This window comes from Epilithonimonas tenax DSM 16811 (assembly GCF_000428485.1).
Classification (GTDB): Bacteria; Bacteroidota; Bacteroidia; order Flavobacteriales; family Weeksellaceae; genus Epilithonimonas; species Epilithonimonas tenax.
In genome coordinates this window covers 1-24,670 of record NZ_AUAA01000042.1, presented here as the reverse complement: position 1 = coordinate 24,670, position 24,670 = coordinate 1, and the positions used below count along the sequence as shown (strand labels likewise).

25 protein-coding genes and 1 tRNA gene are annotated in these 24,670 nt (G+C 36.0%); 14 read left to right on the top strand and 12 right to left on the bottom strand.

From position 1 onward, the window contains the following. Window positions 1–568: 568 nt before the first annotated feature. The 4 genes from F564_RS0114600 to F564_RS0114585 all read right to left on the bottom strand — a co-directional run bounded on the left by F564_RS0114600 (window position 569) and on the right by F564_RS0114585 (window position 7,490). Window positions 569–2,500 carry a M1 family aminopeptidase gene (locus F564_RS0114600; RefSeq protein WP_028123299.1) on the bottom strand — a complete coding sequence of 644 codons (1,932 nt, stop codon included), beginning with the start codon at window positions 2,498–2,500 and terminating at the stop codon, window positions 569–571. A 79-nt stretch (window positions 2,501–2,579) separates the two neighbouring features. After that, window positions 2,580–4,031, bottom strand: a complete 1,452-nt coding sequence (gene dacB / locus F564_RS0114595) for a D-alanyl-D-alanine carboxypeptidase/D-alanyl-D-alanine endopeptidase (protein ID WP_028123298.1) — start codon at window positions 4,029–4,031, stop codon at window positions 2,580–2,582. Window positions 4,032–4,179: 148 nt separating this feature from the next. Next, window positions 4,180–6,627: a replication restart helicase PriA gene (gene priA, locus F564_RS0114590; RefSeq protein ID WP_028123297.1), complete on the bottom strand. Its 2,448-nt coding sequence runs from the start codon at window positions 6,625–6,627 to the stop codon at window positions 4,180–4,182. Between the two features lie 158 nt (window positions 6,628–6,785). Continuing rightward, on the bottom strand, window positions 6,786–7,490 hold the full coding sequence (locus F564_RS0114585) for an ABC transporter ATP-binding protein (RefSeq protein WP_028123296.1): 705 nt from the start codon (window positions 7,488–7,490) through the stop codon (window positions 6,786–6,788). A gap of 544 nt (window positions 7,491–8,034) precedes the next feature. Between F564_RS0114585 and F564_RS0114575 the strand changes: the two genes are divergently transcribed. The 7 genes from F564_RS0114575 to F564_RS19385 all read left to right on the top strand — a co-directional run bounded on the left by F564_RS0114575 (window position 8,035) and on the right by F564_RS19385 (window position 11,929). Next, a complete protein-coding gene (locus tag F564_RS0114575) occupies window positions 8,035–8,520 on the top strand; it encodes an RNA polymerase sigma factor (protein WP_028123294.1) in 486 nt (161 codons plus the stop codon). 137 nt (window positions 8,521–8,657) lie between these two features. Then, a complete protein-coding gene (locus F564_RS0114570; protein WP_028123293.1) occupies window positions 8,658–9,251 on the top strand; it encodes a hypothetical protein in 594 nt (197 codons plus the stop codon). A 117-nt stretch (window positions 9,252–9,368) separates the two neighbouring features. Further along, window positions 9,369–9,782, top strand: a complete 414-nt coding sequence (ruvX, locus tag F564_RS0114565; protein ID WP_028123292.1) for a Holliday junction resolvase RuvX — start codon at window positions 9,369–9,371, stop codon at window positions 9,780–9,782. Then, window positions 9,779–10,351, top strand: coding sequence for a peptide deformylase (def, locus tag F564_RS0114560; protein ID WP_028123291.1), 573 nt, complete (start codon window positions 9,779–9,781; stop codon window positions 10,349–10,351). The genes ruvX and def overlap by 4 nt, the downstream gene beginning before the upstream one ends. Before the next feature lie 67 nt (window positions 10,352–10,418). Beyond that, window positions 10,419–10,994: a DUF5606 family protein gene (locus tag F564_RS0114555; RefSeq protein WP_028123290.1), complete on the top strand. Its 576-nt coding sequence runs from the start codon at window positions 10,419–10,421 to the stop codon at window positions 10,992–10,994. A gap of 208 nt (window positions 10,995–11,202) precedes the next feature. Further along, a complete protein-coding gene (locus tag F564_RS21120) occupies window positions 11,203–11,385 on the top strand; it encodes a helical backbone metal receptor (RefSeq protein ID WP_262493705.1) in 183 nt (60 codons plus the stop codon). Continuing rightward, the gene (locus F564_RS19385) at window positions 11,375–11,929 is read left to right on the top strand and encodes a helical backbone metal receptor (protein ID WP_262493704.1); all 555 of its coding nucleotides are present in this window, start codon (window positions 11,375–11,377) and stop codon (window positions 11,927–11,929) included. The genes F564_RS21120 and F564_RS19385 overlap by 11 nt, the downstream gene beginning before the upstream one ends. 52 nt (window positions 11,930–11,981) lie before the next feature. Here F564_RS19385 and F564_RS0114545 read toward each other — a convergent pair whose 3' ends face one another. Then, entirely contained in the window at window positions 11,982–12,428 is a 447-nt protein-coding gene (locus F564_RS0114545; protein ID WP_028123289.1) for a GAF domain-containing protein, read from the bottom strand. 5 nt (window positions 12,429–12,433) lie between these two features. Beyond that, window positions 12,434–13,858 (bottom strand): hypothetical protein, encoded by a 1,425-nt coding sequence (locus F564_RS0114540; protein WP_034981744.1) that lies wholly within the window; start codon window positions 13,856–13,858, stop codon window positions 12,434–12,436. 54 nt (window positions 13,859–13,912) lie between these two features. Between F564_RS0114540 and F564_RS0114535 the strand changes: the two genes are divergently transcribed. The 6 genes from F564_RS0114535 (at window position 13,913) to F564_RS0114510 (ending at window position 21,319) form a co-directional block, all read left to right on the top strand. After that, the gene (locus F564_RS0114535) at window positions 13,913–14,680 is read left to right on the top strand and encodes an MBL fold metallo-hydrolase (RefSeq protein WP_028123287.1); all 768 of its coding nucleotides are present in this window, start codon (window positions 13,913–13,915) and stop codon (window positions 14,678–14,680) included. A gap of 116 nt (window positions 14,681–14,796) precedes the next feature. Next, window positions 14,797–14,881, top strand: a tRNA-Leu gene (locus F564_RS0114530). A 204-nt stretch (window positions 14,882–15,085) separates the two neighbouring features. Further along, entirely contained in the window at window positions 15,086–18,076 is a 2,991-nt protein-coding gene (locus tag F564_RS0114525) for a type I restriction endonuclease subunit R (protein ID WP_028123286.1), read from the top strand. Next, window positions 18,069–19,274, top strand: a complete 1,206-nt coding sequence (locus F564_RS20300) for a restriction endonuclease subunit S (protein ID WP_034981736.1) — start codon at window positions 18,069–18,071, stop codon at window positions 19,272–19,274. The genes F564_RS0114525 and F564_RS20300 overlap by 8 nt, the downstream gene beginning before the upstream one ends. Before the next feature lie 64 nt (window positions 19,275–19,338). Next, window positions 19,339–20,949, top strand: a complete 1,611-nt coding sequence (locus F564_RS0114515) for a type I restriction-modification system subunit M (RefSeq protein ID WP_028123284.1) — start codon at window positions 19,339–19,341, stop codon at window positions 20,947–20,949. Window positions 20,950–20,971: 22 nt separating this feature from the next. Next, window positions 20,972–21,319: a hypothetical protein gene (locus tag F564_RS0114510; RefSeq protein ID WP_028123283.1), complete on the top strand. Its 348-nt coding sequence runs from the start codon at window positions 20,972–20,974 to the stop codon at window positions 21,317–21,319. Here the strand turns inward: F564_RS0114510 and F564_RS0114505 are convergent. Next, window positions 21,316–21,525 carry a hypothetical protein gene (locus F564_RS0114505; protein ID WP_028123282.1) on the bottom strand — a complete coding sequence of 70 codons (210 nt, stop codon included), beginning with the start codon at window positions 21,523–21,525 and terminating at the stop codon, window positions 21,316–21,318. The two genes, F564_RS0114510 and F564_RS0114505, sit on opposite strands and share 4 nt — an antisense overlap. 6 nt (window positions 21,526–21,531) lie before the next feature. Next, on the bottom strand, window positions 21,532–21,984 hold the full coding sequence (locus F564_RS0114500) for a PH domain-containing protein (RefSeq protein ID WP_034981742.1): 453 nt from the start codon (window positions 21,982–21,984) through the stop codon (window positions 21,532–21,534). A gap of 153 nt (window positions 21,985–22,137) precedes the next feature. Between F564_RS0114500 and F564_RS0114495 the strand changes: the two genes are divergently transcribed. Beyond that, window positions 22,138–22,371, top strand: a complete 234-nt coding sequence (locus tag F564_RS0114495) for a helix-turn-helix domain-containing protein (RefSeq protein WP_034981733.1) — start codon at window positions 22,138–22,140, stop codon at window positions 22,369–22,371. A 62-nt stretch (window positions 22,372–22,433) separates the two neighbouring features. Here F564_RS0114495 and F564_RS0114490 read toward each other — a convergent pair whose 3' ends face one another. The 4 genes from F564_RS0114490 to F564_RS21015 form a co-directional block, all read right to left on the bottom strand. Continuing rightward, on the bottom strand, window positions 22,434–23,063 hold the full coding sequence (locus F564_RS0114490) for a hypothetical protein (RefSeq protein WP_154656887.1): 630 nt from the start codon (window positions 23,061–23,063) through the stop codon (window positions 22,434–22,436). 20 nt (window positions 23,064–23,083) lie between these two features. Next, window positions 23,084–24,238, bottom strand: coding sequence for a relaxase/mobilization nuclease domain-containing protein (locus tag F564_RS20295; protein ID WP_076605679.1), 1,155 nt, complete (start codon window positions 24,236–24,238; stop codon window positions 23,084–23,086). Next, window positions 24,231–24,437, bottom strand: a complete 207-nt coding sequence (locus tag F564_RS19375) for a hypothetical protein (protein ID WP_051259695.1) — start codon at window positions 24,435–24,437, stop codon at window positions 24,231–24,233. The genes F564_RS20295 and F564_RS19375 overlap by 8 nt, the downstream gene beginning before the upstream one ends. Before the next feature lie 104 nt (window positions 24,438–24,541). Next, the coding region (locus F564_RS21015; RefSeq protein ID WP_034981728.1) for an ATP-binding protein at window positions 24,542–24,670 on the bottom strand (129 nt) is incomplete at its 5' end.

Here is a 24,670-nt window from a genome sequence, read left to right as displayed (position 1 = left end):
AGGAGCAGATAAAACATTTTCTTTCCGTGAAGCACCTTGCTGTAGTAATCCACTTTTGTACTTGCGGAAAGATGACTTAAAAGCGCTTCGGGGATAAATTCCAGGACTTGCTTGAGTGAGATTTTGTGATCTTTAAAAACAGACATAACTATTTGATTACCAGTTATAAAGATACAAAAACCAATACAAATAAACAAATTAATGTATTGGAAATCAACTGATTAACACTGTTTTCTTCTAAAAAAAACAAAAAAAATCGGAAGAAAAAATCTTCCGACCATGACTACTTCAATTGGGTGCTTTTTTGTGATGTTTTAACGTTTGGATTTAAATGCAAAGTCCGCAAAGTTGTTTTGAAATGATTGCAAACATTTTTAGGTTCGCAAAGGCGTAAAACTTAGCGAAGGTTTTTGCAGCCCGGCTTGAGTGGAAAACCTTTTTTGCGTGTACTCAATTTCAACTTAATGGAAATCGTCGGCAAAAAAGTTTGGGAGCGGAAGACGGAAAAGCTGCCATAAAAAAATAATTAATTGCTTTCGACACAGTCAAATAGCTGCCCAAACAACTATTACTCTTTTATAATCTTAACAGATTGATCATTAAATTTCAGAATATAAGTTCCTTTCACAAAATTAGAAATACTGATTTCTGCATCTTTATCAGCTGTTCCTTTTTTAATTAATTTACCGTCAACAGTGTAGATCTTATAATCAGCCGATTTTTCCAGGCCATAAATTTTGATAAATGATTTAGCTGGGTTTGGATAGACATTCAGTTTTTCTTTGTTAAAGTCATTTACTGCTAACGAATTGTCTTTTGTAACAGTAGAACCTTTTGTGACAATCTGATTTTCATAATTAAAGGCAACGCTTGTTACTGCAAAACCAACATCCTGTGTGAAATACTGATTATTTGAAGTGTGATTAAGAACAAAATAAGCGGTTTGTCCGCCAGATCCTGAAACTCTGATTGGAAGTGGCATCTCGAAGAAGCTGACTTTAGGACTGCTTCTAGTCTGCCCAACCCGAAAAGTGATTTTATTATTACTGGCATTTTGCGTCCATCTGATTTGATAGGTTGGATAGCCTTCGCCATAGATCCAATCTTTAAAAAATTCTGTAAAATCTCTTCCGGTAAAAGTGCTCAAAAAGTTCTGAAAATCTGGTGTTTTCACATAGTTATAGGCAAAAGCAGGATTATTCTGATAGGCTTTTAACATTGCATAAAACTGATCATCACCGATGACCCATTTTATCATTCGAAGAGCGTAACCACCTTTTGTATAAGTCAATCTTGCGTTAAAAATTCTATTGGAATTCAGATCGCCATTTTGAATATAAACACTACCGTCTGGCTCACTTGTAATATAATTCATCTCGTTTAAAAGATAATTTTGGAATTGAACCGGGGTATATAATAATTTTTCAAAAACGACATATTCTCCCATTGTTGCGAAGCCTTCATTGAGCCAGATATCATTCCATGCACCACAGGTTAATTTGTCCCCAAACCATTGGTGAGCTAACTCGTGAGCAATAAGATCCAAGCCATAACCGCCCATAGATGTCATTGTTGCATGCTCCATACCACCACCCCAATTGAATTGCATGTGACCATATTTTTCGTTTCTGTAAGGATACAATCCAAAATGATCTTCAAAAGTCTGCATAGCTACTCCCGTCCAGTTAAGACTATTTCGTGTTGATGGCGTATCAGAACCAGGATAAACATAATTCAGGAATGGGAAGGAACTGCCGGTGGTTGTAATTACAGAATTGATCTTGGTATAATTCGAAATACCTAAAGCGAAAAGATAGGCCGGGATAGGATAATTGGTTTGCCAATAGGTTAATTTCTTACCATTTCCTAAAATTGTTTCTGACATCAATTTTCCATTGGACCCAACAACATATTGGGCTGGTGTGGTTATTTTGATATCTAGTTTTTCAATTTTATCATTCATACTTTGTTTGGTTGGCCACCATTCTTTAGCACCAAAGGGTTCTGAAAGTGTTGCAAGAATAGGATGACCTTCAGAAGTTGAATTTGCCACGAAAGCACTGCCACTTCCGTCTGGAACTCCGCTGTATGTAATTGAAAGCGAATCCGTAGTCTGGGCAGTTAAAGAAGCAGGAAAATTGATTTTAACTTCGTCGGTATTCAATTGTTGAAATGTCAAATTCTGTCCGTGGTATTTTACATTAGAAACGGCCAGATGATCAGCCAGATCATAATAGATAGTTCCAGAATTTGCCAGCATTTTAAAATGTGACGTCACTGTTCCTGACACAAATTGCTGTGCAGGATCAAGCTCTAACTCCACTCTCACATAAGTCAAATCATAATTGAGTGTATTTGGATTAACATTGACGTCTAGGATTGATCTCGATGCAGATCTCTTTTCAAATTCTACCAATCCTTTTCTGTCTATGTTATGAAATTGACCAAAAACTGTATTAATTGCTAAATAAACAATCGCTAAAGCGTAAATATGTTTCATTTTCTTTAAAAAATTTAATCAAAGCTACAAAAAAACCTGCAAAAAAATGCAGGTTCATTCATCTATAAATTATTGATGTTTAAAGATCTAAGGTCGGATCCAGCAACTGCTCCATCCGGTCTTTTACCTGCGCTGCAGATCCTGAATAATTGTTGATTAATAAAGAGAAAGCCAGTGTTTTGTTGCTTCGTGTTTTGATATAACCTGCAAGGCATTTCACATGGTTCAGCGTGCCAGTTTTAGCAAAGATCTGCCCATTTGAGTTCAGCAAAAACATATGTTTCAGTGTTCCGGTTTGACCGGCAATTGGTAGCGATTCCATATATTCTTTATAATAAGGCGATTTCATCAATGCCGTTAAAAACTTAACCTGAGATATCGGCGTTACTGTATGGGCTTTTGAAAGGCCACTTCCATCCATATAATTAAGCCCTGTAATATCAAAATTGGTGGCTTTCAGATGTTCTGTCACCACTATTCTTCCCGATTCTGTCGTCTGATCACCTAATTTCATAAAGCCATTTGATTTTAAAATAGCTTCTGCGTATCCGTTGTCGCTTCTTTGGTTGGTGTACGCAATGAGCTCTGCTAAATTGGGGGATTTATAAGTAGTCAAAATCTCTCTTGGTTCCGGATCTCTATCGACAATTTTGGGTGTTACTCTTCCAACGATCGCAATCTTATTTTTCACCAGTGCTTCTCGTAATTTATTAGCCAAAAAAGCAGGCGGTTCTGCGACTTTGGTCGTTAACAAGGCTCCTTCAAACTGTTCTGCAAAAACCATCTTGTTTGAGTAAGGTGATATGTAAAAATATTTTTTAACCTGATTGAACGGATTACTGGATTGGCTGACGATTAGTTTTTCATTTCTTGGATTGATGTCTTTTGTGGTTCCAACCGGCAAATAATAATTGGCTTGTTCCAGCCACACGACATTTTCAGGAAGATTGGTTTTGTTCTCTTTGAAAATTGCGGTTTGGATGATGATATCGCCCGTTATTTTCTTGATTCCCTTTTCCCTGATCGACTCCAAATATTGCGTTACAATCTGCCCGTAACTTGCCGCACCACCTCTATTTCCACCTAGAGAAGGATCGCCACTTCCAACAACATAAAGATTCCCGGTCAAAACGCCGTCCGCATCAATACTTCCTGAATATTCCAGCTGGGTGTTCCATCGGTATTTGGTCCCCAACAAGGCAAAAGCGGTTTCCGTGGTCAGCAGTTTTGTGGTGGAAGCAGGAACCAATGGTGCATTCTCATTATAAGAGGTTACAATTTTACCTGTTTTCGTATCATAAACCACAAATCCCCAGTTTGCATTTCTAAGAACAGGATCGGTAAACATTTTATTGATATTAAATTCGATTTGATCTTTCGGTGACAGTAGCGCTTTTTCCGCAGTAATATCCTTCACCAAAGTCTGCTGATCCGATATCTGCGGCAATGTCCCAGCAGAAGTACCTTGTGAAAAAACAAACGATGAAAAACCAATGGTCAAAATCGAAAAATAATTTTTGAATTTATTCATTCTCAAAAGAATTACGTTTTTATTAAATTATTTTTAATTGAGATGTTGAGATAAAAACCTCTACCTCAAAACGTAGTAAATTTAGAGAATATTGCCATAGAAATTACGGTTTACCGTAATAAAAGAATCAAAATTTTGTTAATTTCCGTTAAAAATCTACCAAAAAATCTCTCTTGATAGATTTGTAAGCAGTGATCTCATCAAATTCTTCCAGAGACTTTAAAAGCAATTCTTTGTAAATCCTGTAGTTTTTATTTTTCGGAAACTTCAGCAGAATCTGATATTGGTACAGGTTATTGATCCTTGAAATTGGGGATTTTTCCGGACCCAAGATGCATTCCTCCGGGATATATTTTCTGAGAACAGAACCTAAAAATTGCGAAGCTCTGTTCAATTTATCTTCTTTCCTGTGTTTCAGTTCGATCATTATCAATTTCACAAATGGCGGATAAAGAAACTTTTTTCTTTCGTCAAGAAAATAACTATAAATCTCTTTAACGTTCTGATTTTTGATTAATTCAAAAACAGAATGCGATGGATTGTAAGTTTGAATCAGAATTTTGCCGTTTCCCGAAAGCCGTCCCGCTCTTCCCGCGACTTGCGTGATCAATTGATAAGCTCTCTCCTCCGCACGGAAATCCTGAACATAGATCAAAGAATCAGCTTTCGGGATGACCACCAATTCTATATTTTCAAAATCAAGACCTTTGGAAATCATCTGGGTTCCAACGAGGATGTCCGTTTCGCCATTTTCGAGCTTTTCGTAGAGCTTTTCGTAAGCAAATTTCTTCCGCATCGCATCCACATCCATCCTGTCCACTTCTGCATCGGGAAATATTTTTTGAGTTTCCTCTTCGATTTGTTCCACGCCAACACCTTTCGTATTGAGATTGATACCGTGACAACTTGGGCAGGCTGTTGGTTTTGCAGCACGATGACCACAGTAGTGGCACTTCAGTTCGTTTGCTGCTTTATGGTAAGTCATTACAACGTCACAATTGCTGCAATAGGTCACGTGTCCGCAGGTTTCACATTCGATGACATTGGCGTAACCGCGCCGATTGTGGAGAATGATGCTTTGCTTTTTCTGCTCTAGCTGATGATTGATCTCATCAACCATTTTCTGGCTAAAATTGCCAATGATCTTTTTCTGACTTTGCGCTTCCTTAACATCAATGAGCTCAAATTTCGGAACGTCTACATTTCCGAATCGTTCGGTAAGAGGAATATAGCGCACCTTATCTTTCATCGCAAGATCGTAACTTTCCAAAGATGGCGTTGCGGAACCGAGAATCAGTTTTGAATTGTAAAATGCTGCCAACATCAGTGCTGCATCTTTCGCATTGAAAAAGAAATGCGCATCTCTGGATTTGTACGCAGAATCATGCTCTTCATCCACAATGATCAAGCCTAGATTCTCAAAAGGCAAAAACAGAGAATTCCTAGTTCCAATCAGGATATTGAGTTCATTTTTTTTGATTTTACGCCACACTTCCACCCTTTCAAAATCGGTGAGTTTGTTGTGATAAAATCCGAGTTTTTTACCGTATTTTTTTTCAAGCCGAATGGTGATTTGTTTTGTCAAAGCAATCTCCGGCAAAAGCAAAAGCACATTTTTCCCTGCATTCACGCAGTCTTCAATTTTTTCTAAATAAATATGCGTTTTTCCGGAAGATGTAATGCCGTGGAGCAAAACGTTTTTGTCTTCTTCAAAAGCTTTATTAATTTCAGAAACTGCCAGGTTCTGATTTTCAGACAATTGCTCGATATCTTCCAACTCACCTTCGTAAGAATCAATCCTGTCTTTTTCAAGATAATATTCTGAAACCCACGCTTTTTCTATCAAAGCCTTCAGTTGTTGATTCACAAAATTGCCTTCATCAAAAACCATAGATTTCCGAATCGGTGTTTTGGGTTCATCCATTTGTTTTGATAAAATACTAAGGAAAAGATCTTTCTGCTTTTTGGCTTTATCCAATTTCAGAAGAATCTTCGCCAGATTTTCCGAAACCAAAGCTTCATCATTCACTTTCAGGTAAGCAATTTCTTTGGCTTTGTATTTTTCCGTGACTTTCTCATCCACGGAAATGTATCGTTCATCAATCAGCGCATTGATGGTTTTGATGATTTCTTTTTTGGGGATGAAGGCTTCGATTTCCTGAAGATTCAACATTTGGCGAACTTCCAAAGCTTGGAGAAGATATGTTTCGTTCGCATCCAGATTTTGCCAGTCAATCGTTCTTTCTGAGAGCAGACGAACGTAGGTTTCGCTTTCCAATTTCAATGAAGAAGGAAACGCAAAACGGTATATTTCACCGAGATTGCAGAGATAGTAGGAACTCATCCAATTCCAAAAGTCCAATTGTTGTTTTGGAACAATGGGTTGATTGTCCAATAAATTGATGATTTCTTTCGGAACAAAACTGTCTTCGAAATCATCAAATAATTCGGCGACAATTCCGGTGTAGATTTTCTTTCCACCAAACGGAATCAGAACGCGCATTCCGACTTCGATTTTTGCCATTAAATCTTCTGGAACTTTGTAAGTGAAAGTACCTTTGAGATTGAGCGGAAGGATGATTTGAGCGAAGTTCAAGTTGTTATTTTAAACGCCAAGTGCGCCAAGATTTTTTGAAATTATTGAAAATATTTTTAAGGTTAGCAAAGTCACGTCGACAAGCTCCACATAAACTACAAACTCAGCAAAGAATTACAGCGACGAATCTTAATCAATAATCATTTATGTTGTATCAATTATAATTTATAAACCGTATAACTCTGGAATGCCTCTTCCAAACTTCCAAATTTCCCTTTGAACTCAGAAATTGGAGAATCCTGTATGATGTTTCCCTGATGAATCAAAATCACTCTTGAACAAAGCGCTTCCACTTCCTGCATAATGTGCGTGGAGAGAATCACGGTTTTTTCTTTCCCGATTTCTTTGATTACGTTTCGGATTTCAACGATTTGATTGGGGTCGAGTCCGTTGGTTGGTTCGTCGAGGATTAATAGATCTGGTTCGTGGAGAATGGCTTGGGCTAGTCCTACACGTTGTTTGTAACCTTTGGAAAGTTGAGAGATTTGCTTGGATTTTTCGGGCGTAATTCCGACCAATTCTATTACTTCTTCTACTCTTTCTTTTTTGATGTTGTGCAGATTGGCGACAAATTGCAGGTATTCTTTCACATACATCTCGTTGTAAAGCGGATTGTTCTCTGGAAGGAAACCGATTTTCTTTTTGGATTCGATTTCGTTTTCTGCGATGTTGTTGTCATCGAAGAGGATTTCGCCTTCATCGATTTTCAGGACACCTGTGATAGACTTCATCAAAGTGGATTTTCCGGCGCCGTTTGGGCCGAGAAGTCCGATGATCTCGTTATCTGAAATGCTGATGTTGACATCGTTGAGCGCAACTTGCTCTCCGAATTTTTTTGTGAGTCCTGAAATTTTTAAAGACATCTATTATGTTTATAAATGATGAGTGATGAATGATGAATGATTTACAAAATTATGAAAAATTACTTTGTTTTTTTGAACGCAAGGTCCACAAAGATTTTTTGAAATTATTGAAAACACTTTTAAGGTTCGCAAAGACACTTCGACAAGCTCAGTATAAACTACAAACTCATCAAAGAAAAAAAGAGTTTAGAAAGCTTTTTTGTTATTCTGAAGGAATCTAAGCTGTTGAGGTTCTTTCAGAAGGACAATATTGTGGTTAACTCCTGAACAGTTTCACCGAATGATAAAATATTGATTAACAGACCAATGGTCAAACTTGGCAAAGCGCGCCCCGACTTGAGTGGAGCTCTTTTTTTGTTTTGTTGCCTGAGCGTAGCCGAAGGTAAGGTAACAAAAAAAAGCGGGAACGGAAGGCGGAAAAGGCGCCCAAATCATTATTATAGTTTTGAAACGCCTGATTATTTTGCCCTTTTCTCCTGTGTCTTACACTTTTTTTGTAACAAAATATTTTTATTTCTACTAACGGAATAGAGTTAAAGCAAGAATGGATTCTGAGAAAGAATTTTTAGAGAAGATCGATCAACATAAAGGGATTATTTTCAAAATCTCTAAAATGTATATGGACAACCGTGATGACCAGAATGACCTCTTCCAAGAGATTGTTTACCAGGTTTGGAAGTCTTTTGCGAGCTTTGAAGGGAAATCCGAATTCTCTACCTGGCTTTACAGAATTGCTCTTAATACAGCGATTATTTTCTTAAAATCGGAAAAGCGGCGAAGCTTTATCAAAAACGATGATGTTTCGGTTTATAAAATCAAAGAAGAAGATTACAACTTGGAAGATGAGCTGAAACTGAAGCAAATGTACGAAGCCATCCAAAAACTAAATCCGATTGACAAAGCTTTGATTTTTTACTACTTGGAAGATTTTTCCGGGAAAGAAATGGCGGAGCAAATGGGAATTTCGGAAGGCAATGCGAGGGTGAAACTTAACAGAGCGAAAGAAAAACTTAAGGAATTAATTTTATAGCGGGCTTCGAGAGCCTCAGCCTGACAAACGTTCAAGACACAAGATAAAAAGGCAAAAGAAAAAAGTCAGCGGGCTTCGAGAGACTCAGCCTGACAATTCTAACATCTAACATCTAACATCTAACATCTAACAAAAATATGGAACTCGATCAACTGAAATCACTTTGGAACAAGGAAGATGTTTCCGAAACGCCGGAGATCTCCGCGGAAAAACAACGGCAAATACACCATCCTCTGGAACGGATCAGGAAAAATATGCGTTACGAATTTTGGTCAACGGTTCTATTGATGCCGTTTATTTTGGGCCTGATATGGTTTTTTCCATTGCCTTTCAGATTCAATTTGTACCTAGAAATCCTGATACTTTCTATGACTTTGGTAACGGCTTTTTTCTTTAATAAATTTTTCAAACTTTATAAGGAGATCAGCAATCCTACTTTGGGCACTTTGGGTTCTTTGAAAGATCTGCTTCATCAGTTTGAACTCAACAAGCAATATTATGTTTCTTTCTATCTGAGTTTTGTTCCGTTTTTTGTTTGCGAAATGATCATTGTTTTGGAATCAATCCCACAAACGCATCATTATTCCAATACGATGTTGGCCTTGGTTTTTCTGGGTTCTGTGGCCTTTGGGCTGACGATGGTTTATTTCATCGGGATCACGTGGTTCAAACATTTCTATGGGAAATATATTCAGAAGATTGAGGATCTGGTGAAGGAGATGAAGCAATAGAAATTGGAGATCACTTACCAATAGTCAGGCCGCAAATTCTCCAGTTTACGGCTTTTTATTTTCATTAATAGGCATCTGATTTTCATAAGCTGAAAATTTTTGTAAATTTGCACATTTATGGGACAGATCCTGGCAATTGACTACGGAAAAGCAAGAACGGGAATTGCCGTTACAGACGACATGCAGATCATCGCAAGCGGACTGACGACGGTGGAGACACCAAAACTTGTAGATTTTCTGAAAACCTATTTTTCTGAAAACAAAGTGGACGAGATCGTCATTGGACTTCCCACAGATCTGAAAGGAAACATGTCCGATATCGAGACGGAGATTCAGAAATTTATTTCCATCTTCGAAAAGGATTTTCCTGAGAAAAAGATCAATCGTCTGGATGAACGTTTCACTTCCAAAATGGCTTCTTTTTTCATCAGCCAAAGCGGAAAAAGCAAGAAACAAAGACAGGAAAAAGGATTGATTGACAAAGTAAGTGCAACGATTATTTTGCAGAATTTTTTAGAACAAAAAAGATGATTTTACCAATAAGAGCCTTTGGCGACTCGGTTTTAAGAAAAAAAGCCCACGATATAGACCCAGATTATCCTGAGCTGAAAACGCTTATCGAAAACATGTTCGATACGATGAATGGTGCCAACGGAATTGGTTTAGCAGCGCCTCAAATTGGTTTGGATATCCGTGTTTTCACCATTGATGTTTCGCCGCTTGCAGATGACGAGGATTATGAAGATATTGCAGACGAACTGAAGGATTTCAAAAAGGTATTTATCAATGCGAAGATCTTGGAAGAGTCCGGCGAGGAATGGAAATTCAATGAAGGTTGCCTTAGCATCCCGGAAGTACGCGAAGATGTGAAGCGAAAATCGACCATCAAAATAGAATATTACGACGAAAATTTCGTTAAACATACCGATACTTTTCAGGACATCAGAGCGAGAGTGATTCAGCATGAATATGACCATATCGAGGGAATTCTCTTCACCGATCACCTCAGCGCTCTCAAGAAAAAAATAGTAAAAGGAAAACTCCAAAAGATCGCAAACGGCGAAGTCAGCGTGAATTACAAAATGAGGTTTCCAAAATAGATTCTAGAAGTTAGATCTTAGAATTTAGATCAATAAAAAATAAATAGATTAAAGAAAACATATTAAAATGCAGTTAGAAAAAATTATTTCGATCTCCGGAAAACCGGGACTTTTCAAATTGGTTTCTCAACTTAAGAACGGATTCATCGTTGAAGATATCTCGACTAAGAAAAAAACAAGCATCTCAAACTCCAGCCAGGTAAGCTTGTTGGACAATATTGCGATGTTCACATTTGATAAAGAAGTGCCATTATTCGAAGTTTTTGAAAATGTTGCAAAAAACTACGATTACAAACCAACGATCAGTCACAAATCTTCTGGCGACGAGCTGAGAGCATTTATGACGGCCTCTCTTCCCAACTACGATGTAGAAAGAGTTTACGAATCTGACATCAAAAAATTGGCGCAATGGTACAACCTTTTGCACAAAGCTGGATACATCACTCCGGAAAGCTTCGTGAAAACGGATGCGCCTTCTGAAGTGGCAGTAGCTGAAGAAAAAACCGAAGAAGCAACAGATAAAAAACCTGCAGCTAAAAAAGCACCTGCTAAAAAAGCAGCGCCAAAAGCGGAAGAAGCAGCTGAGGAAAAACCGGCAGCTAAAAAGCCGGCAGCTAAGAAAGCGACCAAAAAAGAAGATTAATGAAATTTTCTTCCCCCAACCCTAAAGGGAGGAAAATTGATTGGTTTAAATTTATAAAACTCTCTCAGAAATGTTTATTTTTGAGAGAGTTTTTTTTGTTTAAGGTCTTCGAGAGCCTGAGACTGACAGTATAATCAATTTACGTTCGATGCGAAGTTGTCATGCTGAGGCTCTCGAAGCATTTTATAAAAAGTAAATTCATTATTGTATGAAAGTTATTTCACTTGTTCCTTCGATTACGGAAACCTTGTTTGATTTGGGTTTAACTTCTGATGAGATTATCGGACGGACAAAATTCTGCATTCATCCGCAAGAATTTGTTAATGATGTTGAGATTATTGGCGGAACTAAAAACCTTAATATAGAAAAAAATAAGAGCGTTGAAACCTGACCTCATCATTGCGAATAAGGAAGAAAACGTGAAAGAACAGGTTGAAGAACTGATGAAAGACTTCAAAGTTTTGGTGACCAATGTGGAAACTTTGGCAGACAACTATGACTTGATCAAACAACTCGGACATCTGTTCGGGAAAGACGAAAACGCCCTAATTTTCAATCTGAAAACTGATGAAGCTTTTGACATTCCAAAGTCGGAACAGTCTTTAAAAGTCGCTTATCTGATTTGGAAAGATCCATATATGACGGTTGGTGGCGATACTTTTATTTCGAGGATCCTGGAAGAACTGGGATTTGAAAATCTGTTTAAAGATCAGAAACGTTATCCGGAAGTTCAGTTGGAAGATTTAAAAGAAGCAGATTTGATTTTGCTTTCGTCAGAACCTTTTCCTTTTAAAGAAAAACATATTGTGGAGATCCAGGATATTTGTGTTGATCAGAAAATGATGATTGTAGATGGCGAAGCTTTTTCGTGGTATGGATCGCACTTGGCGAAGTGTGGCAAGTACTATCGAAACTTGGTGGAGAGGATTGAGTAATAAAAAGGTCACAAATGAATTTGCGACCCCAATTATTTATATTGTATCAGCTTTACAAAACCTTCGCAACCTCCTCAGAAAGCCAGTTCAGCAATTCTTCGTCTTCTTTGGTGAATGGATCGATGGAATGACTGTCGATATCAATCTGTCCGATGTTTTCGCCGTTTTTGAAGATTGGAACCACGATCTCTGCTTTTGTATCGATGGAACAAGACAGATAATTGTCCTGCGCGTGAACATCCGGCACCACGAAAGTCTCTCCAGAAACCGCAACCTGACCGCAAATCCCTTTTCCAAACGGAATGATGATATGATCTGTCACTGCACCTACATAAGGTCCTAAAACCAGTTCTTCTTTGTCGCCATTTTTGAAGTAGAATCCTGTCCAGTTGTAATAGGAGATCTCCTTGTCCAAAAGCTGACAGATTTTCAAGAGTTTCACATTTGTATCTTGTGGACTTTCTAAGATCACTGAAAGTCGTTTTTTTAGCTCTACCATTTTTTTTATTTTAATCCTTCGAAAGTTAATTCTTTATATCCGAACATTCCTCGGTCTTTTATCATTTCTGCAACGCCTTTTGGCAATTCGTCTTCCCAGCCATTATCGTGGGACATAATTTTTTTGAGTATCTCTCTGGAGTAGATCTCCAGGAATTTTGGATTGTAATTTTCTATATCCACAATTCTCTTGTTGAGTTTGAAATACTTGTATAATTCTTTCAGATTATCGTGAACCTTCAGATTTTCAGAAGTCAGCAATTCACCATTCGCCGGATCTTTGTACGGATACAGGTAAACGCGCATATCCTTTTTGAAGAACTTACCGAAGGCTTCCAAAATACCACCTGGAAGGTTTTTGTAATATTCCTCATCGAAAACATCCAATAGGTTGTTGACGCCCATTGCAACACCGATGTGCTGATTTGTAAATGAGGAAAAGTAATCCACCATTCTGTAATATTCTGAGAAATTGGAGATCATGACCGTGTAGCCCAAAGTTCCGAGAATATCGACTCTGTCCAGAAAATCCCTTTCATCAATATCGCCGGCCGCTCGTAGATTCGAAATCGTAATTTCAAATAAGATCTGTGTGTTCTCGCTGTCGCAGGCATTATCTTGATTGAACAAGTCCAAACCGTGTTCAAACATATCAATGTTCACGCGTGTTACGGGACGGAAACTTCCTCTGACGGCAAAAATATTTTTCTTGTAAAGGATATCTGCCGGCAACATATTACTGCCTTTGGAGTTGAAGATCACCGCATCCGTCATTCCCAGTTTCACGAGCTGAAGACTCATCAGACGGTTGTCCACATATTGGAAAGCAGGTCCGCTGAAGTCGATCATATCAATTTCCAGACGATCCAGAGAAAGATCATCGTACAAAGATTCTACAAGACTTCTTGGGTTATCTATATAAAAGTACGCACCGTAGATCAGATTCACGCCCAAACTTCCCAGCGTTTCCTGTTGCAAGGTGGGATTGGTTTCTTTGAATTTGACGTGGATTACAATTTCGTTATAATCTTCGTTTTCAGAATTCTGATATCGGATCCCGACCCAGCCGTGTCCTTTGGATGTTTTATCAAAATTGATGGTCGTCACCGTATTGGCGTAGGAAAAGAATTTTTTTCCGGGATTTTTCTCTCTCGGGATTCTTTCCTCTATAAGCGCCATTTCGTACCGCAGCATTTTTCTGAGACGGTTCTGTGTAACGTATCGGTTTTTATTTTCTGTACCGTAGATGGCATCACTAAAGTCCTTATCGTAAGCAGACATCGCTTTTGCAATCGTTTGAGAAGCACCACCAGCTCGAAAAAAATGTCTTACAGTTTCTTGACCCGCTCCTATCTCCGCAAACGTTCCGTAGATGGATGAATCTAAATTGATGGCTAACGCTTTCTGCTTAGGGGTAAGTTTTGGCTTTATCACGAAGAATTAGATTTATTTTGTAAATTTACCAAAATAACAGCAAAAATAAAAATGCTTTTAAAATTTTTAGGAACCGGTACTTCGCAAGGGATTCCTGTTATCGGCAGCCATCATCCGGTATGCCTTTCTACCAACCAAAAAGACAAACGTTTACGTACTTCTGCGCTCATCACTTCTGACTCCGGAAAGAAGATATTAATTGATTGTGGCCCAGATTTTCGTCAACAAATGTTGACTCATCACGAAGAACAGATCGATGCTGTCCTGATAACGCACGAGCACAATGATCATATTATAGGACTGGACGACTTGCGGCCTTTGATCTTCAAAAACAAATCATCTATGCCGATCTATTGCAATGCACGCGTTGCAGCAGAAGTAAAAAACCGTTTTCCTTACGCTTTTCGTGAGCACAAATATCCTGGAGCACCCAGTTTTGATCTTTTCGAAATCGATAATCAATTTAAATTATTTGATGAAGTTGAAGTTCAGCCGATAGACATCATTCATTCCGAAATTAATATTCTTGGATTTAAGCTAAAAAACATGGCCTACATCACAGATGCGAGTAAAATAGATGAGAAAGAAAAAGAAAAATTGAAGCATCTGGATGTTTTCATCATCAACTGTCTAAGAAAAAAAGAACCACATCATTCGCATTTTATTCTGCCACAAGTTTTGGACTTGGTGGATGAGCTTAAACCGAAAAAAACGTACCTGATCCACATCAGTCATCAGTTGGGCTTCCATGATGAGGTAGAAAATGAGCTTCCTGACAACGTCCATCTGGCTTATGACGGTTTGGAAATCGAATTTTAGTAAAAATAAAATTTTGATTTACAGTTCATTAAAAAATAAAATCGAAAATTATCGAAAATCATTTTTATCGGGCCAAAAATATTTCTATATTTGCACACCAATAAAAACAACACAATGCCCAGTTGGCGGAATTGGTAGACGCGCTAGACTCAAACTCTAGTATCGAAAGATGTACCAGTTCGATTCTGGTACTGGGTACCAATAAACGCTGTTAATCCTTGATTAACAGCGTTTTGCGTTTTTAACAACGATATAACGTCCGCAATTTGTCCGCAATTTAAAGTATCGTGTACAGATTTGAAGGTATGATTGAAAATTTTTGAATCATCTACATTAATTCAGATGTTGGAAAAATCACTTTTTGATTAGTCCATTTAAAGTATTAATTTGCAGTATTACAAAACGATGACTAAAGAAAATCAAATTGAACTAGGTTTATTAAATAAACTTTCAGATTTAAAATATATCAACCGTCCCGACATCAGGGATAGGTTTTCTCTTGAACAAAATTTTCGTGAAAAGTTTGAGAGCCTAAATAAGGTGCGCTTAAGTAATGCAGAGTTTGCAAGATTGCGTGATGAAATCATTACACAAGATGTTTTTGCAGCTTCAAAAATACTTCGTGCAAAAAATTACTTTCAGCGTGAAGATGGAACTCCCTTGCATTACACATTGGTAAACATTAAAGATTGGTGTAAAAATGATTTTGAAGTTATCAATCAGGTTAGGATAAATACTGAAAATAGCAATCACCGTTATGATGTTATTATTCTGATTAATGGTTTACCTATTGTTCAGATTGAATTGAAAGGCATTAGTATATCGCCAAGACAGGCAATGCAACAAATTGTTGATTACAAAAACGATGCAGGAAATGGTTATACCAATTCATTAATGTGTTTTATGCAGTTGTTCATTGTGAGCAACCAATCAAACACTTACTATTTTGCCAATAATAGGAACCAGCATTTTCAATTCAATGCAGATGAACAGTTTTTACCAGTCTATCAATTAGCAGATGAAAATAATAAGAAAATTACAAACTTAGATTTATTTGCGGATAAATTTTTAGCGAAGTGTACTTTGGGCGAAATGATCAGCAAGTATATGGTTTTGGTAGAAAGTGAGCAGAAACTTTTGGTAATGCGACCATATCAAATTTATGCTGTAAAAGCAATTGTAGATTGCATTAATCAAAATCGTGGCAACGGTTATATTTGGCATACGACCGGAAGTGGAAAAACATTAACTTCATTTAAAGCGTCAACGTTGTTAAAAGAAAATCCGGAAATTGATAAATGCTTATTTGTCGTTGATAGAAAAGATTTAGACAGACAAACGCGCGAAGAATTCAATAAGTTTCAGGAAGGAAGTGTTGAAGAAAATACAAACACAGAAAGCTTGGTAAGAAGATTACTTTCTTCTGATTACTCGGATAAAGTGATTGTTACGACAATTCAAAAATTAGGTTTAGCTCTTGATGATAAGAAAAATTACAAAGAAAGATTAAGGCATTTAAGTGATAGCAGAATGGCTATTATTTTTGATGAATGCCATCGTTCTCAGTTTGGAGAAAATCACAAAGCGATTAAGGAATTTTTTCCTAAATCGCAATTATTCGGTTTCACAGGAACTCCAATCTTCGATGATAATTCCAGCTATACGATTCGTGAAGGTGAAGAAGCTACTTACAAAACAACCGAATCAATTTTCGAAAAAGAACTGCACGCTTACACCATAACGCACGCGATTGAAGATAGAAATGTACTGCGTTTTCATATTGATTATTATAAAGGACAAGGTGACGCAAATCCTAAACCTGGCGAAGCTATTTCTCAGCAGGCTGTAGTAGATGCTATTTTAGAAAAACACGATGCTGCAACCAATCACAGAAAATTCAATGCGGTTTTTGCAACGGCATCTATCAATAATGCTATTGAATATTACCGTCTGTTTAAACTCGCCCAACAGAAAAAAGTAGAAGCTGACGAAGATTATGTCCCTTTAAACATTGCTTGCGTATTCTCCCCACCTGCACAATTAATGGCAAAGGATGGGGAACAGAAAAATGCTGATGACATCAAACAATTGCAGGAAGATTTACAACAGGAAAAATTTGACAACCAATCAAATCCTGAAGAAAAGAAAAATGCACTGATTGAAATCATTGAAGATTACAATAAGCAATTCGGCACCAATCATCACATCAACGAGTTTGATGGCTATTATCAAAACGTACAAGCTCGTATAAAAGAACAAAAGTACAGCAACAAAGACTATCCACATAAAAACAAAATAGACATTACCATTGTAGTAGACATGCTATTAACAGGTTTTGATTCAAAATTCCTGAACACTTTGTATGTAGATAAAAACCTGAAATACCACGGATTAATTCAGGCTTTTTCCCGTACTAACCGTGTACTGAATGACACAAAACCTTACGGAAATATTTTAGATTTCCGCTCGCAACAGGAACAGGTAAATCAGGCTATATCTTTATTTTCAGGTGAAAAATCTGAAGACAAAGCCATTAAAATCTGGATGGTTGATCCTGCGCCAATAGTTATTGAAGAATACAAAAAAGCGGTGGAAGCTTTGGGTGTATTTATGCAGGAAAACAATTTGGTAAATGAACCTTCAGAAGTATACAATCTGAGAGGAGACGCTGCTAAAATTGCTTTCGTTAAAAATTTCAAGGAAGTACAACGACTAAAAACAGAGCTAGACCAATATACCGATTTAGACGAATCTCAAAAAGAAGTGATTGAAAGTATTTTGCCGACCGATCGTTTGCTTTCGTTTAGAAGTTCCTATTTAGAGACAGCCAAACAGTTTAAAGCCATACAGGACAAAGAAGGCAATAATGCTCCTGAAGATATCCAGCAACTGGATTTTGAATTTGTATTGTTTGCCTCTGCGGTGATAGATTATGATTATATAATGAATCTAGTGGCAGACAACCTGCAGATGAAACCGTCTAAACAAAAAATGAGCAAAGACGAAATCATCCGCTTATTGAGTGCTACTGCCAATTTGATGGAAGAGCAGGAAGATTTAGCCGATTATATCAATAGCCTTGATTGGAACAAAGGGCAAGATGTAGATAAATTACGCGACGGTTACCAAAAATTTAAAGAAGAAAAAAACGATAAAGTATTAGCCGACATTGCCACTGCTCACGGTTTACAAACTTCTGATGTAAAAGTATTTGTAGCCAACATTATGAGCCGATTGATTTTTGATGGTGAAAAACTAACCGATTTACTTGAGCCTTTAGAATTGAATTGGAAAGAACGCAGCGTAAAAGAACAAGCCTTAATGACTGACTTAATACCTTTATTAAAAAAACAAGCCCAAGGGCGAGAAATATCTGGATTGACGGCTTATGAATAATCAAACAAATAAATTGATTCCTGAATTGCGCTTTCCTGAATTTGGGGATGATGGGGAGTGGGAAATTAAAGAAGTGGGTCAAATTTTCGACGTTACTCGTGGTTATGTTTTAGCTATGAGTGTTGTTCAAGAGAAAAAAAGTAGTGAAAATCCATACCCTGTCTATTCATCGCAAACAAAAAATAATGGTCTTGCAGGATATTACAAAGAATATTTGTATGAAGATGCTATAACTTGGACGACTGATGGTGCAAATGCAGGTGATGTGAATTATCGTAGTGGTAAATTTTACTGTACTAATGTTTGTGGAGTATTAATCAACAATAAGGGATTTGCAAATAAATGTATTGCAGAGCTAATTAATTCTGTTTCTAAAAACTATGTTTCTTATGTAGGGAATCCGAAACTAATGAACGGAGTAATGAGTAAAATTAAAATCCCCGTTTCAACAATTTACGAACAACAAAAAATAGCCTCTTGCCTTTCTTCTTTAGATGAATTAATAACCGCTCACACCAATAAATTAGAAACTTTAAAAAACCACAAAAAAGGATTGATGCAAAACTTTTTTCCGCAAGAAGGAGAAAAAGTACCGAAGTTGAGGTTTAAAGAGTTTGAGAAAGATGGAGAGTGGACGGAAGATAAATTAGGAAATATTGGAAATCCATCAATGTGTAAACGCATATTTAAAGAAGAAACAACTTCTGATTCAATTAATGGAATACCATTTTATAAAATAGGTACATTCGGAAAACAAGCCGATTCATACATATCCAAAGAAATTTATGAAGAATATAAAAGTAAATACTCATTCCCTAAGAACGGAGAAATACTTATTTCCGCATCTGGTACAATAGGAAGATTAGTTGTGTATGATGGAGAACCTGCTTTTTTCCAAGATTCAAATATTGTTTGGATAAGTAATGATGAAAGCAAAGTAAAAAACAAATTTCTTTATTATGTATACTCACTACTAAATTGGCAAACTTCTGATGGAGGAATTATTCAGAGATTATATAATGCAAATTTAAAGGGAATGGTAATTTCATATCCAGAAAATTCAAAAGAACAACAAAAAATAGCCAACACCCTTTCCTCTTTAGATAATTTAATCAAAGAACAATCTACCAAAATAGAGCAATTAAAATCACACAAAAAAGGATTAATGCAAGGGTTGTTTCCTAAGGTGAATAATTAATATAAGAGTACATTAACTGAAATAGCGCAAAAATCACAAGCTACTTAAGAAAGAATAATTGAAAATGACACAAAAAGAACAACAACAATTAGGTAAAACCCTTTGGGATATAGCAGATAATTTACGTGGAGCAATGAATGCCGATGATTTTCGGGATTATATGCTTTCGTTTCTTTTTCTTAGATATTTATCTTCCAACTACGAAGCATCTGCAAAAAAGGAATTAGGAAAAGATTACCCTAAATTAGAAGATGATGATAAGCGAAATCCTCTAAGTGTATGGTATGCAAATAATGAAAGCGATGTTGTTGAATTTGAAAAACAAATGCGTAGAAAAGTGCATTATGTTGTACAGCCACAACATCTTTGGAGCAGCATAGCCGAGATGGCCCGTACGCAGAATGATGATTTATTAGAAACATTAGTAAGAGGATTTGACTATATCGAAAATCAATCATTTGAAAACGCATTCCAGGGATTGTTTTCAGAAATCAATTTGAACTCCGAGAAATTAGGAAAAACACATCCTGACAGAAATGCTAAACTCTGTGTGATTATTCAGAAAATCGCAGAGGGTATCAAAGATTTCTCTACTGACTCAGATACTTTAGGAGATGCTTACGAATATTTAATTGGTCAGTTTGCAGCCGGTTCCGGTAAAAAAGCTGGCGAATTTTATACGCCACAGCAAATATCTTCAATTCTTTCAGAAATTGTAACCTTAGACAGTCAAGACCCAACACAAGGTCCGAAAATCAGACTGGAGAAAGTACTCGATTTTGCAAGTGGTTCGGGGTCTTTACTTTTAAATGTGAGAAAGCGGATTAAGGAAAATGGTGGAAATGTCGGTAAGATATACGGTCAGGAAAAAAATATCACCACCTATAACTTAGCCAGAATGAATATGCTTTTACACGGTATGAAAGATACCGAGTTTGAGATTTTTCACGGTGATACACTACTCAACCAATGGGATGAGTTAAACGAAATGAATCCTTCTAAAAAGTTAGAATTTGACGCCATTGTAGCCAATCCCCCTTTTAGTCTACGTTGGGAACCCAATGAAGCGATGGCGGAAGATTTTCGTTTCAAAAGTTATGGTTTAGCACCAAAGTCAGCGGCGGACTTTGCTTTTCTTTTGCACGGCTTTCACTTCTTAAGCCAAAACGGAACGATGGCAATTATTTTACCTCACGGTGTATTATTCCGTGGAGGGGCAGAAGAAAAAATAAGAACCAAATTATTAAAGGATAATCATATTGACACTGTTATTGGATTGCCATCAAATTTATTTTACTCGACGGGAATTCCAGTTTGTATCCTTATTCTTAAAAAGTGTAAAAGATACGAGGATGTCCTTTTCGTCAATGCTAGTGAGCATTTCGAAAAAGGTAAACGTCAAAATACGCTCAGCGAAGAACATTTTGAGAAAATTATTGACACCTACAAATACCGAAACGAAATACCAAGATATTCTAAAAGAATATCAATGGATGAAATAGAAAAACAGGGCTACAACCTAAATATTTCTCGGTATGTAAATACTTCCGTTGAAGAAGAAAAAATTGATTTAAGAGAAGTTAATCTAAAACTTCTAGAAATCAATAAGTCTATTAAAGAAGCTACAGATGAACATAATGAGTTTTTGAAAGAACTAGGATTGCCATTGATATAAATATTAAATTTAAAATACAACTATGCTACCTCTCAAAAAACTAAATATATATCCTAAAAGTAAGGAAAATGTTCAAGCACTAATAGATTTTTATTTTGGCGATATTGACATCGGTCAAAGAAATGCATTAGAAATACTGGAAAAATACCCTTATCTAAGTTTAAATCAAATAGAATTTATAATCCTGAAGCTGTCCGAAGCATACGAACCCATTTTCAGAACAAAACTAAATGGTAAAATTCAGTTTTCAAATTTATTTAGTTATGGAGTACAAGCTCTTGTCGAAGATAATGTGACTAACAGTAGCAATAATAGAAATTTAATTACAAAAGAATTTAGAGACTTTGTTGTATGTGAGGATAAATATTAAATTTTATCAGGTAACAGAGATTTTATCACTTTTTCATTACAGCAAATTGGATTGGGAGAAAAAATATCAGCTTTCAAAACTTTACCATTATTTTTTATTACTGGTTCTTTTTTACATTTTTCCTCAATCCAAATTGAGCCTTCTTGGCTTTTCAAATCCATTTCTAGCATTATTTGAGCCCATTTTTTTTGTGTCGTTTTTTTCATTATGCATTAATTTTTAAATATTATTTTTGATCTTAAGAGTAATGGATCTTTTATTCTGTAATGTTGAATTATTTCTCCGGTAGAAACGTATAATGTTCCAAAATTTAATATTTTTCCTAGCAAATTCTGACTTACTTCAATTGCCTCTAGCTTCTGCAGAGAAATATCAATAATTCTTGTGGTATAAATTCCCGCTGAAATCGTCAAATATTCATTAGTAAGATAAATTTTGGTTCTAAATATTGCAATTAGTTGTTTAATCCCAATCATTAGCAGGAATATTAGAACAAAAGAAATTAATCTTAATAAACCAAAACCGAAGATTGCAGGAATGACACCTACAAGTCCTACAAGTACATAAACACTTGGGAGTACATAGACTATCCAATGCTGCCTAGCCTCAAAAACTAAACTTAAATTTATTGTATTTGATTTGGTACTCAGTAAGCTATCTTTCATTTCAAGGATGTTTTTTCGCACTCGGCAAGCATTTAAATGTTTATCAAATATAAAAAAATTTAATTCAAAGCCACTAATAAGATACATCTTTTTAGTGGTAACGAATAAGAATGCTTTTTCCAAGCTTTGTGGAGATATTACAAAAGGTTGATTATGTCCGACGAATTACTAAAAGAAGATGCTCTAAAAAAATTAGGTGCGAGAATTAAGTCTTTACGAATTGAGAAAGGATATTCCAGTTATGAGTATTTCGCTTACGAACATAATATATCCAGAGCCCAATTTGGAAGATATGAAAGAGGTGAAGATTTAAGATTTAGTACTCTTGTTAAAATAATCTCTGCTTTTGGGATGACTTTTGAGCAATTTTTTTCAGAGGGTTTCTAACTAAAAAAGAAGAATCAAAGATTATAAACAATTTTAGCACAATAGCCTCACAGTAATGCACTCTACTTTCCGGACAGATAACCTTGCTTAAATCTCATAAAATTTTGTGCATCCTCAGGATTATTTTTAATCCAAAGATTCATAATGCGAATATTATCCGTCAAAGATGAAATTTCTTTTTTCTCGTAGATTTTTTTTCCTTCTGCATCAATCTGATTTAAAATATCTTGGCGCAGTTCACTTTTTGCCTTGATACTTTCTTTGTACCAATTGTTAGCGAAAGTGATTGAAAGAATGAAAATAAAAATCCCTATTGATAAAGCTCCAAAACCACTCCAAACAAGTCTCTCCTTACTTTTCAGTTTCCTTTCAAAATTTTCATAAAAATCAATAGTTTGCTGGGAAATTGTTGTTTCTACTTTAGTAGGAATAGTTGCAAGAAATTCGGATCTTTTAGCTTGTTCAATTTTATAAGACATCATCAAATCACTGTACTTTTGATTTACGCTTTTCAAACCAGCTTGTGTGTGTTTGAAAGCACTTAGTAAGTCTTCAAGATCAAAACGTAATTTCACGCTATTTTCAATATTTTCATTGTTGGACGCTATGCTATTTTCATTAGATTTTATCACGTTTTCCAAAAGTTCTATGCCGTTGCTTGTAGATTCCTGATTATGTTTTTGATTTTCCATTTCTAAATTCTTTTTAAGTTTTATCTTGATTTTTTTTTCTTTCTCCAAGGTTCGTCGTCGTTTTGAGCAACATAAGTGGGTTTCAAAAGATCTTCTAATAATTCACCAATAATTTCTACAGTACTATCATTTGTCACTGATCTTGGAATAGTATTAAGATGATTGATTTCAAAATTCTTTGACATTTCTTTTATTAAATCTTGGAAACCAGAATCTATCGTTAAAATAGAAAATCCTTTATATTTATTATAAAAAAGTCCATCTTTCAGAGAATTAGTTCCATATTTTTCAGGCTTTTGAATCCAAATATCCTGAACCTCATTCTTTTGATTTGAAGTAAAATCTTCTTTGAATTGAATCTTTACAGAAAATCCTCGTTGCTCAAGAAAACATTGAAAACCTTTCCAATTCTTACTTATTTTTCCAGCCTCGCGAACTGCTTGCTTTACCTCAAACAAATTTTTTATCTCCGAAATTTTCAATTGATTTGAAATTTCAGATAATTTATAACCAGCTTTATATATTCTTTCGGTTTGAGAATTTTTGTCTTTTCCCATTATAACACGCATCCCCGAAATTCCATCTTTAACATTTGACGAGAGTTGGACTTCAAAACCTTTTTCTTTCATTTTAAACGTAAGAGCATCAAAATTTTCCACTGTTTTTATAGTTTCTGTTAATTTCTTTAGCATCTCTGATTTCTTCTGAATTCCTATTTCAACATCTGTCAAAAGTCCCATTTCCTTACAATATTCTCGCACAGCTTCTCCGAATCTTCTTCCAACATCGTGTGATTTTACCGTACATTTCCCCGAAATATCAATCCTGTTCACGATAAAATGAATGTGTTTTTGTTTCGTGCTGTTATGAATATCCAATCGAAATTGGTTCTTATCACTCACTCCAATTTTTCCTAAAGCTTTGGTAGTGATTTCTGTAAATTCTTCATCCGTCAACTTTCTTCCAATCTCGTCGGGTTGAGAAATATAGCCAGTTAAAGCCCATTTTTTCACATTCGTATTTCGGTCTGCAACGGTTTTCATTTCCAAAAACTGACCTTCAGAAGTTGAACTCAAAAGACAATTTGAAGCCACCATTTCCGCAGTTCCTTTGTCGTTTCCATTGTATTCTAAAGCGATTTTTGTGATGGTTCTTGTGGTTGCAGAATTATTCATTTTTCTGAATTTTCGTGTATAAATATTGATGAATCAAATCAACCGTCGTTTCAATTTTAACTAAAATTTCTTTCTTATTTTCAAAAACAGTCCATTCTCGATTTCTCAACAAACTGGTTATTTTTTTAAAGTGATTGGCAAATTGAAGTAAGGTCTCATCTGTTTTAAATTCATTAACTTTCAGTTCTTTTTCTGTCAATGATTATTCCGAACAAAGTACACCACTCATTCCGAGGCAAAGTACACCAGTTAATTTCATAAAAAACTTCCTAGACTTTCCACTGGATTCGTATTAAATCAAAGCTAATGGTTTTTTTTCTTTCTCAAAGATTTACCTTTTAATTCTAAACGGTGAGCCGAAGCTGTCATTCTGTCCATTATTGCATCTGCCAGTGTAGGTTCATTAATGTAGTCGTACCACGATTCAACAGG